The organism is Saccharothrix sp. CCNWYY140, from assembly GCF_037401995.1.
Taxonomy (GTDB): domain Bacteria; phylum Actinomycetota; class Actinomycetes; order Mycobacteriales; family Pseudonocardiaceae; genus Actinosynnema.
In genome coordinates, this window is the sequence record NZ_JBBEGC010000161.1 from 1 (window position 1) to 14,162 (window position 14,162).

Sequence of the window (14,162 nt, forward strand, 5' to 3'; positions counted from 1 at the left end):
CGCCGCGCGGCAGGCCCCCGGGGGGAAGGGCGTCGATTTCTTTCCCCGTCCGACCTGCCGGAGGCAACCACACTTGGTCCGTTTTCGCAACCGGAAAAGCTGGTTGCGAAAACGGACCAAGCGTGGTTGGGCTTCGCCCAGGCCGGACGGGAAAAGAAACCGAGGCCCTTCCCGTGGGCGCTAGCCGCTTCGGCTCGCGCCTTCGGCGCGGAGCACCCCGCCATTCAGGCAGGGTGCTTTCGGCGCAGCGTGGGCGTTGGTGCGATTATCTCTATAGCTTCAGTGCAGAGTAAAGTGAGCGCAACAGGGTTGCGTCGGCACGACACGGTGAGCGGGGGGTTAAAACCTGGCTCGGAGGCTCAGCAGCCGCCGCAGTTGTAGTACGTGACGTCCCAGTGGTTGCTTTCGAGGAAGTAGATGTTGCCCGACCCCGAGCGCCACTTGTTGCTGCCGATGTACGTGAAGTTGTTCCTGATGTAGTTGCCCACGCACGTGTAAAGGCTGTAGTCGAGCTTGTACCCGTTCCAGTGGCTGTAAGTGCCGCTGGCGTGTCCGGTCTCGGTGCCGCCCGTGATGTTGAGGGCGCAGCCGCTGGCGCGCTTCAGGGTTTCGGCTCCCTGGACCGTGGTCAGGTTGATCTGTTCGAAGCTGGTGCAGGTGGAGTTGTACCTGTCGCTGCAATTTCCGCTGGACGACCACGTGATGCCGGCCGCGCGGAAGCGGGCGGCGGCTTCGGAGTGGCTGAGTTTGGTCACCAGGACCGTGACCGGGGTGTCGGCGGCGGGCTGGTGGACCGGGTCCTGTTCGGTGGGGGAGGCGGAGGCCGTGGTGATGCCGGTCAGGGTGAGCAGGGTGGTGGCGGCGACCAGGGCGGCGGTGCGGAATCTGGTGAGGCGCATCGACTCGGGTCCTTTCGAGGGGGCGCTCGGCAGGGGTCGCGTCCGGAGGCTAGTGGTTGCCGGTTGTCGTACACAGCGCCCGATCGGGAGGTTCTTCACGGGAAGGGCTGCGGGGGTCCGAACCGGCCGGGGCCTGGGGGTTGGGTTCGGCCCAAGGCCCCCAGGCCCCAAAGGATCAGAGAGAGGTGCGGAACGGGCCGGTCACCTCGTAGGTGATGCCGCCGCTGCTCGACCCGGTCGTGCCGCGCTGCGACGAGAAGTACAGCCGGTTGCCCGCCGGGTTGAACGCGACGCCGCAGATCTCCGACGACGACTGGCCGGTGATCCGCAGGAACGGGGCCACCACGTCGGTCGGGGTGATCACGCAGATCTCCATGTTGCCGCCGTCTTCGGCGACGTACAGGTCGCCCACGGCCGCGCCGGTGATGTTGTCGACGCCGGTGAGCGGGGGGTTGGAGGTGAGGTTGTCGTCGTAGGCGATGGCGATGGTGTTGTTCACCGCGTTGTACGCCCACACCCGGTTGTCGCCCTTGGTGGTGAAGAAGCACGTGCCGTTGCGGTAGTACGCGCCTTCGCCGCCGTTGAAGACCTTTGCGCCGGACACCTGGCGGCGGGTGCGGGTGGGGTTGCCGTCGGGGTCGGGGACGTTGGCCCACGAGAGCACGCCGTTGACCTCGCGGAGGACCTGGAGGGTGCCGGTGGACAGGTCGCCCCACGTGGTCGGGACGAAGCGGTAGAAGCAGCCGTTGCTCTCGTCCTCGGTCAGGTAGATGACCTTGCGGTCAGGGTCGCATGCGGCGGCTTCGTGCTTGAAGCGGCCCATCGCGGGGCGGCGGACGGCTGGGTTCACGCCGAACGGGTCGGTTTCGTAGACGTAGCCGAGGTCGACTTCCTCGCACGACAGCCAGGTGCCCCACGGTGTGTCGCCGCCCGCGCAGTTGCGGTTGGTGCCGGTGAGGATGCTGTAGGCGCCGGTGATCTGGCCGGTCGAGGAGAAACGCACCGCGCCGGCGCCACCGGCGGGCGCGGCCATCTCGGCGTTGGACACGTAGATCCAGCCGGTGCCGTCGGCGTAGCAGGCGCCGCCGTCGGGGGCGCTGTGCCAGACGTAGTTGGTGCCCGGCACGGTCTGGGTCGAGCGGGCGATCACGCGGCTGGTGAAGCCCTGGGGCAGTTGGATGCCGTTGGCGTCGGCGGCCTGCAACGCCCCGTACGGGCTGGGGCCGGTCTGGGCGGGGTAGGCCAGCGCTTCGCTCCAGAGCGTGAAGCCGAACGCCATCGAACCGCCACCGGCGACGGCGGCGCGCAGGAAGGTACGACGTTCCACGGTTGCTCCCTCCCGTCGGGTGGGGCGTCCGCGCTCCGGCGGCGGGACCGCTCCGGCCCGACGTGTCGGGTCAGCAGAGCGGTCCCACGTGACCGTCGGTGAAGCTGGGTGTGAACCACTTCACAACAACACCGGAATGATGTCGATCTTTGTGAACATTCTTTCGCAGAAGGAATTTTCACATTGTCAAATCGTCGGGAGGACGGTTCACGTCCGCGCGTCCCACCGGAACAGGCGCACCGACAGCGCGGCGGCCAGCGCCGTCCAGGCCAACACCGACAGCACGGCCGGGCCGAGGGCCACCGGAGCACCCCACGCGCCGGCCACCAGGTCCGCCACCCCGCCGCCCGGGGTGAGCAGGGCTCGGGCGTCCGGCGTCGCCGCCGCCCACACCCCGCCGACCAGCAGGCCGAAGAAGAACGGACCGGTGGTGACCTGGGCCTGTTCCGCCGTCGCCGTGATGCCGCTGGTGGCCACGCCCGCCGCGCCGCTCACCGCCAGGCCGCCCACCACCGCGAGCGCGAGGAGGTCCGGACGGCTGGGGGCGGGTGCGCCCAGGGCGAAGCTCACGCCCAGCAGGAGCACCGTCTGCGCCAACCCCAGCATCACCGGCGGCAGCAGGACCCCGGCCAGGACCACGGCGTCCGACGCGGCCCCGGTGCGCAGGCGCTTCAAATACAGGTCTTGGCGGCGCGCCACCAACGCCGTCGTGACCGTCACGTACACCGTGAAGCCCAGCGTGGCCAGCAGTTGCAGCCCGATCACCATCGGCCACTGGTCATCACCCATCGACAGCGCGAAGGACACGCCCACGGCGAGCGGCATGACGAACGCCATCGTCGCGGCCATCTTGTTGCGCGCCAGCAACTTCAGCTCGGCGACACCCAGCGCGGCGATCACGCGGCACCTCGTGCGGCGTGGAAGACGTCCTCCAGGGACGCGTGGTGCGCGCGCAGGCGGGTCAAGCGCAGCCCGTCGCGTCGAGCCCACCCCAACAGCAACTCCAGGTCGTCCTGCAACTCGCGGGTCCGCACGTGCACCCGGCCCGACGGCTCGTGGACGACGTCACCGGCCAGCATCGGCAGCACGCCCACGTCCAGCCGGTCGGGCAGGTCGAACGAGATCCGCGCGGGCTGGGCGGCGAGCACGTCCACCAGCGCCCCGGACACCCGCACCACCCCCTCGTGCAGGATCGCCAGCCGGTGCGCCAAGGTCTCCGCCTCCTCCAGGTAGTGCGTGGTCAGCACGACGGTCGTGCCCTCGGCCAGCAGTTCGCGCACGACCTGCCAGGTGCGTTGCCGCGATTCCGGGTCCAGGCCGGTGGTCGGCTCGTCCAGGAACAGCAGTTCGGGCCGGCCCAGCGTGGCCAGCAGCAGGTCCAGCCGCCGCCGCTCGCCGCCGGAGAGCTGCTTGATCCGCACGTCCCGGCGGTGCGCGAGGTCCAGGCGCTCCAGCGCGTCGGCGGGGGTGCCGCGCCGCCACAGCCGGACCATCTCCAGCACCGTCAGGTCCGGCGGGAAACCGCTGTGCTGCAACACGATCCCGGTCCGTTCGCGGATCGCGGCCCGGTCGCGGCGCGGGTCGACGCCGAGCACCCGCACCCGTCCGCCGCTGGGCGCCCGCAGGCCTTCGAGGGCCTCCATGACGGTGGTCTTGCCGGCGCCGTTGGTGCCCAGCAACGCGAACAGTTCCCCCTGCCGCACTTCGAGGTCGATGCCGCGCACCGCCTCGAAGTCCCCGTAACGGCACCGCAGGCCCGTCACGTCGATCACCGCGTTCCTCATGGGACCCAATGCTCGGGAACGGACGTGCGGGCGGGCAGTGTCGGCGAACACCGGTCGATGTGACAGATGTCAGCAGACATCGGGCGATCCGGCTCGTAGATTCGTGCGGTGACTCAGATCGGCACCTTGCGGCGCTGGACGTGGTGGTCGGTGATCGGCGCCGGATTCATGGTGGCGATGGTGACCGCTTTGGAGCTGTCCACCGGCAAGTACGGCGTGGTCGGCACCCCGCTGCTGGCGGTGGCCGTGCTCGTCGTGGCCGCCCAGCACATCCGGTACCTCAAGCAGGCGATGGGCGGGATCGGCCGGGGCGAGCACCGCACCGCCGAGCACCTGGCGACGTTCGGGGTGGCCTTGCTGGCGTTGGGCTACGCGAGCACCCGCGTCCCGGTGCCGATGGCCTGGTACCTGCTGTCGGCGGCTGTGATCGCGCACGTCGTGGCCACCACGCCGGCGGTGTCGCGGTGGCCGCTGGTCGCGGTGGGGACGGTGGCGGTGGTGCTCGCGGGCGGGGTGCTGTGGTCCGACGACCTGGTGGGTTCGCTGGTGATGCCGGTCGTGCTGGTGGTCGGGTTCGTGATCGGGGAGGGGGTGCAGCTGTGGTTCTGGGACGCGGTGCTCAAGCTCGACCAGGCCCGGCAGACCTCCGAGGCGCTGGCGGTGGCAGAGGAGCGGCTGCGGTTCGCCGCGGACCTGCACGACATCCAGGGCCACCACCTCCAGGCGATCGCCTTGAAGGGTGAGCTGATCGCGCGCCTGATCGGCCGGGACGACGACCTGGCCCGCACGCACGCCGACGAGGTGGCCGAGCTGGCCCGGACGGCGTTGAAGGAGACCCGGGCCGTGGTGCAGGGCTACCGGCGGGCCAGCCTGGGCACCGAGATCACCAACGCGGTGGGCGTGCTGCGGGCGGCCGGCATCGAGACAGCGGTGACCGGTGACGCGGCCGACGTGCCGCCGCCGCTGCAACCGCTGTTCGGGGCGCTGGTGCGGGAGGGGACGACGAACGTGCTGCGGCACAGCCGGGCGCGGCGGTGCGCGGTGGCGGTCGACGTGGGGGAGGGGCAGGTGTCGGTGCGGGTGCGCAACGACGGCGTCCGGTTCGACGAGCCCGCCCGGACCGGTGATCGGGCCGGGTCCTCGGACGGGCGTGGCGGGTCCTCCGGTGGGCGTGGCGGGTCTGCGGACGGGTCGGGTGGGTCTTCGGGCGGGTCTTTTGCCGGGCCGAGCGGGTCCGACGGGTCGGGGGCGGGGCTGGCGGGGCTGCGGGAGCGGTTCGCGACCGTGGGCGGGCTGGTCGAGGCCGCCGCGTCGGGTCCGGACGGGTTCGAGCTGGTCGGGCGGGTGCGGACGTGATCCGGATCGTGCTGGCCGACGACGAGGACCTGATCCGGGGCGCGCTGGCGGCGCTGCTGGAGCTGGAGGACGACCTGTCGGTGGTGGTGCAGGCCAGCGACGGGGACGCCGCCGTGGCCGCGGTGCGGGCGCACCGGCCGGACATCGCCGTGTTCGACCTGGAGATGCCGAAGCGGGACGGGGTGCTGGCGGCGGAGGCCGTGCGGGACCTGCCCGGGGTGGCGGTGGTGATCGTGACCCGGCACGCCCGGCCGGGGGTGCTGCGGCGGGCGTTGAGCGCCGGGGTGCGCGGGTTCGTGCCCAAGACGACGCCGGCGGCGAAGCTGGCGTCGATCCTGCGGGACGTGCACGCCGGCCGCCGGTACGTGGACTCCGAGATCGCGGCGGCGGCCCTGACCGAGGACGCCTGCCCGCTGACCGCGCGGGAGCTGGACGTGCTGCGGTACGCGCTGCGCGGCGGGACGGTCACCACGATCGCGCAGGAGGCCCACCTGGCCGCCGGGACCGTGCGCAACTACCTGTCCTCGGCGATGACCAAGCTCGGCGCACACACCCGCTACGAGGCCGCCCGCCTGGCCTGGGACGAGGGCTGGATCTGACCCGCACGCCCCGCCGCCGTCACGGGAGCGCCGCGCGGTGGCTGGCGCGGTGGGGTGATGGCGGCGCGGGCTGGGCGGTGCCGGCTGGCGGGGGCTGGTTGGCCGGGGCTGGCTGGCCGGGCGGGGCTGGGTGGGCCGAAGTGATCGGGGCGGTAGGGGTGGTGGTGGGCGTTAGCCTCGGGGGTCATGCGTAGGTTCGCCTTGGTCCTGGCCCTGATCGCCACCGCCCTCGCCACACCCGTCGCGTCCGCCGAGCCCGTGCCCACGAAGCCGGTCAAGCACTGCGACTTCATCCCCACCCCCGACAACCCCGCCGCCAAGCCGGTCAAGCCGCCCCGGCCCGCCGCCTCCACCCGCGGCACGGCCACCGCCGTCCTGGCCACCAACTACGGCGTGGTCGTCATCGAGCTGGACCGCACGGTCGCGTCCTGCGCGGTGCACAACTTCGTCCACCTGATCCGCAGCTCCTTCTACGACGACACCCGGTGCTTCCGCCTGACCAACTCCGCCCGGCTGGGCGTGTTGCAGTGCGGGGACATCTACCGGCAGGAGGAGGGCGGCCCCGGTTACCGGTTCGCCGACGAGGTCACCGGCGCCGAGACCTACCCGCGCGGCACGATCGCGATGGGCAACCAGGGGCCGGGCACCAACGGCAGCGAGTTCTTCATCGTCCACTCGCACGCCAACATCCGGCCCGTCTACAGCGTCCTGGGCCGCGTCACCCACGGCATGGACACCCTGGACCGCATCGTGGCCGCCGGCATCGAGGGCGACGCCCAGGACGGTCCGCCCAAGCGGCCGGTCCTCATCCACTGGGCGTTCACCCCGGCGCGCTAACGGTCGTGGCGGGCGGGAGTCGGGCTTGCTCGTTACAGTGCCGATCATGACCGCGCCGCACGTCTGGCTCCCCACTTACGACCGCGGCCTGGTGCGGGCCGACCTCCTGCTGCGCATCGGGGCGGCCCGCCTGCTGACCGCCAACCCGCCCAAACCGTGCGGGGTGGTGGTCCAGTTGCAGGGTGACGCCAACGGCCAGCGCGGTGGCGCGCGGGAGTACGTCGTGGCGCACGCCGACACCCTGGAACGCGCGGAGCAGCTGCTGCTGGAGCTGCTGGTGGAGATCGACCGGGCGTTCGCGGCGGGCAAGTCCGGGGTGATCGAGTTCGACGCGGACGACCACCCGGCCCTGGTCGTGCTGCGCGAGGCCGACGAGCCGCCCCGGGAGCTGTGAGTGCGGTACCCGCCGCCACCGTGGCGGCTGCGCGGCGCGTGCTGGGCGACGGTGTGGCTGGTGCGGGCCGACGCGGTGCCCGGTGGGGTCCGGCCGCTGAGCGTGCGCGGCCGGACGGTGGTCGTGACCGCGTTCGTGGACTACCGGCCGGGTGGCGTGCTGACCTACCGGGAGCTGGCGGTGGTGGTGCCGGTGCGGCGCGGGGTGCGGATCGTGGCGATCTGGGTGGACAGCGAGGCCTCGCGGGACGGTGGCCGTGAGTTGTGGGACATCCCCAAGCGGCTCGCGCACTTCGACCTGACCCCGGCGTCGCCGTTCGCCGCCCTGGCCCACGACGAGCACGGCACGATCGCCACCGCCCGCCTGGGTCGCGCGGCCCGGTGGTGGCTGCCCGCCGCCGCCCGCGCCGTGGTGCGCCAGCCCCGGCGGACACCGCTGGGCGTGCGTGGCCGGGTCGCGCCGGCGCGGCTGTCGTGGCACTTCGACGGTCCGCTGGGCTGGCTGCGCGGCGCGCGTCCTCTGGTCGGCGTCGTCGTCACCCGGCTGCGCCTGAGGTTCGGCCCCGAACGAGTGGCTTGAGATCCCCTGCGCGGGGGAAACCACGCACGGTGGAACTCCTCGGCATCGACCCCGTGCGCGCGGCGGGCGGACTGGCCAAGGGCCTGGTGGGACTCGCCCTCGCCCCGCTGGAGCGCACCCCGCTGCTGCGCCGCGACCGCCGCAACGTGTGGTCGTGCCCGGGACGCCTGCACATCGAGGCCCACGGCGTGCACGGGCCGCGGGGCAAGCAGGTCGCCGCCCGGGTCGAGCGCACGCTGGAACAGCACCCCGGCGTCCTGTGGGCGCGGGTGAACGCCCCGTCCTCGCGGGTGATCGTCGCCGTGGCCGACCCGCCGCCGCGCACCGCCGAGCTGGTCGACCTGGTCCGCCGCGCCGAGGCCGAGCCCGCCACCGAGGACGAGCGGCTGGTCGAGGACGAGCTGCACCACCCCGCCGACGGGCTCAAGGGCACCCGCCTGGTGCCCACGCTCGCCGCCGACGCCGCCGGCCTGCTGCTGGCCGCCGTCACCAAGATCGCCCCGTGGGCGCCGCTGCCCGGTGAGCTGGCCGCCCTGACCGCCGCCATCGACCTGCACCCCAAGCTGCGCGAACTGGCCGCCGGCCGCCTCCAGGGCCGGGAACGCGCCGACACCGCCACCTCCGTGCTCGCTGCCCTGGCGCACGGCCTGGCCTCGCGCAGCGAGGGCACCCTGCTCGACATCGCCCAGCGCGTCCAGCAGTGGCGGGAGGTCAAGGCGCACGAGCAGGCGTGGTGCGCCGCCGAGAACCGGCTGATCAAGGGGCCGGACGACGCCGCCGCCGACCCGATCGTGGTGGAACGGCCCGCGCCGGTGCCCGAAGGCCCGGTGGACCGCTACGCCCGCCGCGCCTTGGCCGCGGGTGCGGCGGCGGGGCTGGCCGCCGCGCCGTTCACCGGTCCGCGCCGGGCGATGGCACTGGGGATCGCGAGCCTGCCCAAGGCGCCGTCGGTGGCGCAGGCCGCGTTCGCCGCGCAGCTCGGTCGGGTGCTGGCCCGGCACGGCACGCTGGTGATGGAGCGGTCCGTGCTGCGCGGCCTGGACGCGGTGGACGTGCTCGTGCTGGACGAGTCCGCGCTCGGGTCGGGCCGCTCGGTGCTCAGCGACCTGGTGCCGCTGCCCGACACCGACCCCGCCGAGTCCGCCCGGCACGCGTTCGCGCTGTTCGACCCCGCCGACCCGGGCGCGGTCCGCCGGGACGGCGAGTGGGCGCTGGGGCCGGTCGACGAGCTGGACGTCAAGGGCCGCAAGGGGGTCCGGGAGCGCGCGAAGCTCAAGGGCGACGTGCTGGGGCTGGCCCGCGGCGACCGGCTGGAGGCGGTGCTGGCCGTGGACGTGGAGACCCCGCCGATCGTGGACGCGATCGTGGGGGCGGCGCGGGAAGCCGGGTTGCGGCTGGTCGTGGCCGGTGGTCCCGCCCGCTACGCCGACACCACCGTGCCCGCGGGCAGCGGCCTGGTCGGCGCGGTGCGCGGGTTGCAGGCCGAGGGGCACGTGGTGATGGTCGTGTCCGACCACCGCACGGCGCTGGGCGCGGCGGACTGCGGCGTGGGCGTGCACCGGGCCGGCGGTCCGCCGCCGTGGGGCGCGCACGTGGTCGTCGGCGAGGACTCGACCGCCGTCGTGCTGCTGGTGGAGGCGGTGGCGGCGGCCCGGCGGGTCTCCCGGGACGGGATCATGCTCGCCCAGGCCGCGAGCGGGATCGGCGCGGTCGGGGCGTTGACCTCGCGCGGCGCCCAGCCCGCCGAGGGCGCGTCCCGCGCGGTCAACACGGCTTCGGCGATCGGGTTCGTGGACGGCGTGTGGCGGGCGCGTCGGCTCGGCCAGGGCGGGCCGGCCGTGGAGCGGCGCGTGGCCCAGCCGTGGCACCTCATGCCCGTGGACACCGTGCTGGAGCGGCTCGGCTCAGGACCGGACGGCCTCGACGACGGCGAGGTGCGCAGGCGGGCGCGCGGCGCCCGGCAGCGCTCGGTGGGCACCAGCCTGGGCAGCGCTTTCCTGGCGGAGCTGGCCAACCCGCTCACGCCCGTGCTGGCCGGCGGCGCGGCCCTGTCGGCGGCCGTGGGGTCGCCGGTCGACGCGGCGCTGGTCGGCGGCGTGGTCGGGGTGTCGGCGCTGATCGGCAGCGTGCAGCAGGTGTTCACCGACCGCGCCCTGGCCGACCTGCTGGCCCGCTCGGCCGTGCGCGCCACCGTGGTGCGCGGCGGCGACGAGCGGGAGGTCAACGGCGACGACCTCGTGCCCGGCGACATCGTGCGGCTCGCCGCCGGTGACGTCGTGCCCGCCGACTGCCGGTTGCTGCGCGGCGAGGGCCTGGAAGCCGACGAGTCGTCGGTGACGGGGGAGTCGCTGCCCGTGCCCAAGGACCCCGCGCCGGTCGTGGCGGCGGACCCGGCGGACCGGTCGTCCATGCTCTACGAGGGCACGACCATCGCCGTGGGCGAGGCGACGGCCGTGGTCGTCGCCGTCGGCGACGCCACCGAGGTCGGCCGCGCGATGGCCGCCGCCCGCCGCAACGCCCCCAACACCGGCGTCGAGGCCCGGCTGACCGAGCTGACCCGCAAGACCCTGCCGGTCGCCCTGGGCTCGGCGGTCGCGGTCGTCGGGGCCGGGCTGCTGCGCGGGGTGCCGATGCGACAGAGCATGGGCGCGGCGGTGAACCTAGCCGTGGCGTCGGTGCCGGAGGGCCTGCCGTTCCTGGTCAACGCCGCCCAACTCGCCGCCGCCCGCAGGCTGGCCGACCACGGCGCACTGGTCCGCAACCCGCGCACGATCGAGGCGCTGGGCCGGGTGGACGTCCTGTGCTTCGACAAGACCGGCACGCTCACCGAGGGCCGGCTGACCGTGAGCCGGGTCGACAACGGCCGGCGCGGCGCGGCCCCCGGCGCGCTGGACGACACGCTGCGCGCGGTGCTCGCGGCGGGCGTGCGCGCGACCCCGTCCGCCGACGACCCGTCCGACCTGGTCCACCAGACCGACCGGGCCGTCCTGGAAGGCGCGCGCACGGCCCGGGTCCGCGCCACCACCGGCCGGCGCGGGTGGGCGGCGGTCGAGGTGCTGCCGTTCGAACCGTCCCGCGGCTACCACGCCACCCTGGGCCGGGGCGGGCTGCTGTCGGTCAAGGGCGCCCCCGAGGTCGTGCTGCCCCGGTGCGACCTGGACGACCGGACCCGCAAGCAGTGGGAGAAGCGCGTGCTCCGGCTGGCCGGCCAGGGCCACCGCGTGCTGGCCGTGGCGGAGAAGACCGGGTTCCAGGGCTCCTCGGTGACCGACGACGACGTCCAAGGCCTGCGCCCCCTGGGTTTCCTCGCCCTGTCCGACCCGGTCCGCGACGCCGCCCCGCCCGCGGCGGCGACCCTGCGCGAAGCCGGGGTCCGTATCGTGATGATCACCGGCGACCACCCCGCCACCGGCGAGGCCATCGCGGCGGAGGTCAGCGGCGACGACGACGTCACCGTGGTCAGCGGCGCGGACGTCGAGGCCATGAGCGACCAGGAACTGGACGACCTCCTGCCCACCGTGGACGTCATCGCCCGCTGCACCCCGGCCCAGAAGGTCCGGATCATCGAGGCCTACCAACGCCTGGGCCGCGTGGTCGCCATGACCGGCGACGGCGCCAACGACGCCCCCGCGATCCGCCTGGCCGACGTCGGCATCGCCCTGGGCCACCGCGGCACCCCCGCCGCCCGCGCCGCCGCCGACCTCGTGGTCACCGACGACCGGCTGGAGACCATCATCTCGGCGCTGGTCGAGGGCCGGGCGATGTGGGCGTCGGTGCGCGAGGCCCTGGCCATCCTGCTGGGCGGCAACCTCGGCGAGATCGCCTTCAGCGTCCTGGGCTCGGCCCTGACCGGCCGCTCCCCGCTGACCGCGAGGCAACTGCTGCTGGTGAACCTCCTGACCGACCTGGCCCCCGCGATGGCCATCGCCCTGAGCCGCCCGGACGGCGAATCCGTGCCGGAACTGCTGCGGGAAGGCCCGTCCACGTCCCTGGGCGAGGCCCTGACCCGCGACATCACCGGCCGCGCGATCACCACGACCCTCGGGGCCACCACGGCGTGGACCCTGGCCCGCCTCACCGGCCGGTCCCGGCGGGCCAGCACCGTCGCCCTGGCCGCCCTGGTCGGGACGCAACTGGGGCAGACCCTGATCACCGGCGGCCTGGACCGGTCGGTGCTGGCGGCGAGCCTCGGGTCGGCGGCGGCGCTGGGCGCGGTGATCCAGACACCCGGCGTCAGCCAGTTCTTCGGCTGCACACCGCTGGGACCGATCGGGTGGGGCATCGCGTTGTCCAGCGCGACGGCCGCCAACGCGCTGGGCCTCGCCCTGTCCCCGCTCCTGCGGCCCTAGTCCCCGGTCGTGCAGGTGGGTTGGGGTTGGGGTGTGGAGGGCGCGTTGGCGGTGAAGCCGAACGTGGTGCGACCGCCCACCGGGATGCGGGCGTTGTGGGGCGCGTTGGTGACGGTGATCTTGCCGGCGGTGACGGTGAAGGCGCCGTTCCACAGGTTGCTGATCGCGTGGCCCGCTTCCTGCGGCCAGGTCACCGCCCAGTTCGCCAGGGGTCGGTCGGCGGCGTTGTCGATGGTCACCTCGGCCTGGTAGCCGCCCGGCCACTGGTTCGTGATCGTGAACCGGACCGTGCAGATCTCGGGCGGCGGGAGCGCGGCCGTGGTCGTCGTCGGCTGGTTTTGGGGCTCGGTCTGGTCTTGGGGCTGGGTCTCGGTCTGGGTTTGGGTCTCGGCCCGGGTTTGGGCGTCGGTCTGGGTTTGGGCGTCGGGGGTCGATGCTGGGTCTCGGTCACGGTCGCGCAAGGACAACCCGATGGTGATCCCGGCCGCCACCAGTGCCGCGGCGGCGGTGAGGAGCGTGGTCTTGCGCCAGGCCGAGCGCCGTGGTTTCTCCGGCGGGTCGTCCAGGACCAGGGTCTGCGGGCGTTCGGTCACGACCTCGTCCAGCAGGGCGCAGAACTCCGCCATCGTGGGGCGCTCCGCCGGGTCGCGGCTCAGCCCACGGGCCAGCACCTCGGCCAGCGGACCGGTCGACGTCTGCGCCTCCGCGCACGGCGGGTGCCCCTCGCGCGCCGCGTAGAGGGTCGCGGCCAGCGAGTAGACGTCCGAGGCGAACACCGCGCCTTCACCCGCCGCCACCTCCGGCGCCCAGTACGCGGGCGTACCCACGACCGCCCGGCCGTCGGTCACCGTGCCCTCGCCGATCGCGCGGGCGATGCCGAAGTCGGCTATCTTCGCCGTGCCGTCGTCGGTCAGCAGGATGTTGAACGGCGACACGTCCCGGTGCACCACCCCCGCCGCGTGCGCCGCCGCCAACGCGGACGCCACCTGCCACCCGACCCCCGCGACCAGCGACTCCGGCAGCGGCCCGGTGTCCACCAGGTCCGCCAGGGTGTGCGACGGCAGGTACTCCAGCACCAGGCACGTCCGGCCGCCGTGGTCGACGACGTCGTGGACGCTGATCACGTGCGGGTGCCGCAGCCGCGCGGCCACGCGCCCTTCGCGGACGACCCGCTCCCCGTCACCGGAGTTCAGGAACTTCAGCGCGACAACCCGGTCCAGCCGCTCGTCCCGAGCCCGCCACACGACCCCGGCGGCCCCGCGCCCGGCCGGCGCGAGCAGGCGGTAGCGGCCCGCGATCACCTCGTTGTGCTCCGGCACAGCGCTGAAGTTACTTCCCGGTCGGGCACCTCGAACAGCCCCGTTTGACGTGATCGCCGGGATTCGGGATGCTGGTGGTGCGGAGGGGAGTACCCGCCCGGTTCGTGATCGTCACTACGGCCGCTAGGTAGCGGCTCGGTCACGACGTCAGTGCCTCGTTCAGGCGCCGACCGGGGAGACCTCTGGTTCTGGAACGAGCCGGAGGAGTCCTGATGCGCGTCCCCATGATCGTCTCTGCTGTTGCCGTGGTGGCTGTCGTGACCGGCTGCGGCGCAGCCCAGGAAGCCGCCCAAACCGCCTCCGACATCGCCAACACCGCCACCACCGTGCAGGTGTGCGCGGAAGCCCTGTCGCAGGCCACCGCCGCCCTGGACCCGGCATCCCCGGAACAGGCAGTGTCCCAGGCCTACGCCGCCGCAACATCCCTGACCAACCTGGCCGCCACCGCCGCCGACACCACGGTCAACGAGGCGATCACCGGCCTGGCCACCACCCTGCGCGACGTCACGGTGGAAGACCTGGTCGGCCGCCCGGCGGCGTGGCTCGCGGCCAAGGCGGACCAGGTAGCAGCCCTGACCAGCGCCTGCGCCGGCTGACCCACACGGGCGGGCCTCCGCCCGCCGGCACCGCCTGCCCGCCCGCGCCGCCCGCCCGCGCCCGCCGCCTCCTCGCGCTGGCGGCCCGCCAGCGCCGGCTGACCCGCGCGGGCGGGCCTCCGC

General features: G+C 73.8%; 12 protein-coding genes. 7 read left to right on the forward strand and 5 right to left on the reverse strand.

Annotated features, from left to right (window positions below; genetic code table 11):
- Nucleotides 1-359 precede the first annotated feature (359 nt).
- From WBN91_RS35785 to WBN91_RS35800, 4 genes are all read right to left on the reverse strand, one after another.
- On the reverse strand, nt 360-899 hold the full coding sequence (locus WBN91_RS35785) for a hypothetical protein (protein WP_337726244.1): 540 nt from the start codon (nt 897-899) through the stop codon (nt 360-362).
- Between the two features lie 175 nt (nt 900-1,074).
- On the reverse strand, nt 1,075-2,226 hold the full coding sequence (locus WBN91_RS35790) for an alkaline phosphatase PhoX (RefSeq protein ID WP_337726246.1): 1,152 nt from the start codon (nt 2,224-2,226) through the stop codon (nt 1,075-1,077).
- Between the two features lie 207 nt (nt 2,227-2,433).
- Nucleotides 2,434-3,126 carry an ABC transporter permease gene (locus WBN91_RS35795; protein ID WP_337726247.1) on the reverse strand — a complete coding sequence of 231 codons (693 nt, stop codon included), beginning with the start codon at nt 3,124-3,126 and terminating at the stop codon, nt 2,434-2,436.
- Nucleotides 3,123-4,010, reverse strand: a complete 888-nt coding sequence (locus WBN91_RS35800) for an ABC transporter ATP-binding protein (RefSeq protein WP_337726248.1) — start codon at nt 4,008-4,010, stop codon at nt 3,123-3,125. The genes WBN91_RS35795 and WBN91_RS35800 overlap by 4 nt, the downstream gene beginning before the upstream one ends.
- Nucleotides 4,011-4,118: 108 nt before the next feature.
- Between WBN91_RS35800 and WBN91_RS35805 the strand changes: the two genes are divergently transcribed.
- From WBN91_RS35805 to WBN91_RS35830, 6 genes are all read left to right on the forward strand, one after another.
- Nucleotides 4,119-5,366 (forward strand): sensor histidine kinase, encoded by a 1,248-nt coding sequence (locus tag WBN91_RS35805; RefSeq protein WP_337726249.1) that lies wholly within the window; start codon nt 4,119-4,121, stop codon nt 5,364-5,366.
- Nucleotides 5,363-5,965: a response regulator transcription factor gene (locus WBN91_RS35810; protein WP_337726250.1), complete on the forward strand. Its 603-nt coding sequence runs from the start codon at nt 5,363-5,365 to the stop codon at nt 5,963-5,965. The genes WBN91_RS35805 and WBN91_RS35810 overlap by 4 nt, the downstream gene beginning before the upstream one ends.
- A gap of 186 nt (nt 5,966-6,151) precedes the next feature.
- Nucleotides 6,152-6,802, forward strand: a complete 651-nt coding sequence (locus WBN91_RS35815) for a peptidylprolyl isomerase (protein ID WP_337726251.1) — start codon at nt 6,152-6,154, stop codon at nt 6,800-6,802.
- A gap of 46 nt (nt 6,803-6,848) precedes the next feature.
- Nucleotides 6,849-7,196 (forward strand): hypothetical protein, encoded by a 348-nt coding sequence (locus WBN91_RS35820; RefSeq protein ID WP_337726252.1) that lies wholly within the window; start codon nt 6,849-6,851, stop codon nt 7,194-7,196.
- Nucleotides 7,197-7,775 carry an acetoacetate decarboxylase family protein gene (locus WBN91_RS35825; protein WP_337726253.1) on the forward strand — a complete coding sequence of 193 codons (579 nt, stop codon included), beginning with the start codon at nt 7,197-7,199 and terminating at the stop codon, nt 7,773-7,775.
- A 29-nt stretch (nt 7,776-7,804) separates the two neighbouring features.
- Complete coding sequence (locus WBN91_RS35830) at nt 7,805-12,124, forward strand: cation-translocating P-type ATPase (protein WP_337726254.1); 4,320 nt, start codon at nt 7,805-7,807, stop codon at nt 12,122-12,124.
- On the opposite strand, the gene WBN91_RS35835 is transcribed toward WBN91_RS35830, so the two are convergent.
- The gene (locus tag WBN91_RS35835; protein ID WP_337726255.1) at nt 12,121-13,443 is read right to left on the reverse strand and encodes a serine/threonine-protein kinase; all 1,323 of its coding nucleotides are present in this window, start codon (nt 13,441-13,443) and stop codon (nt 12,121-12,123) included. The two genes, WBN91_RS35830 and WBN91_RS35835, sit on opposite strands and share 4 nt — an antisense overlap.
- Nucleotides 13,444-13,655: 212 nt before the next feature.
- Between WBN91_RS35835 and WBN91_RS35840 the strand changes: the two genes are divergently transcribed.
- Nucleotides 13,656-14,039, forward strand: a complete 384-nt coding sequence (locus WBN91_RS35840) for a bacteriophage spanin2 family protein (RefSeq protein ID WP_337726256.1) — start codon at nt 13,656-13,658, stop codon at nt 14,037-14,039.
- Nucleotides 14,040-14,162: the final 123 nt, after the last annotated feature.

Excerpts from the sequence above, each read along its gene's own strand:
- WBN91_RS35815 (WP_337726251.1), top strand. The coding sequence starts at position 6,152 with ATGCGTAGGTTCGCCTTGGTCCTGGCCCTGATCGCCACCGCCCTCGCC.
- WBN91_RS35785 (WP_337726244.1), bottom strand. The coding sequence starts at position 899 with ATGCGCCTCACCAGATTCCGCACCGCCGCCCTGGTCGCCGCCACCACC.
- WBN91_RS35840 (WP_337726256.1), top strand. The coding sequence starts at position 13,656 with ATGCGCGTCCCCATGATCGTCTCTGCTGTTGCCGTGGTGGCTGTCGTG.
- WBN91_RS35800 (WP_337726248.1), bottom strand. The coding sequence starts at position 4,010 with ATGAGGAACGCGGTGATCGACGTGACGGGCCTGCGGTGCCGTTACGGG.
- WBN91_RS35820 (WP_337726252.1), top strand. The coding sequence starts at position 6,849 with ATGACCGCGCCGCACGTCTGGCTCCCCACTTACGACCGCGGCCTGGTG.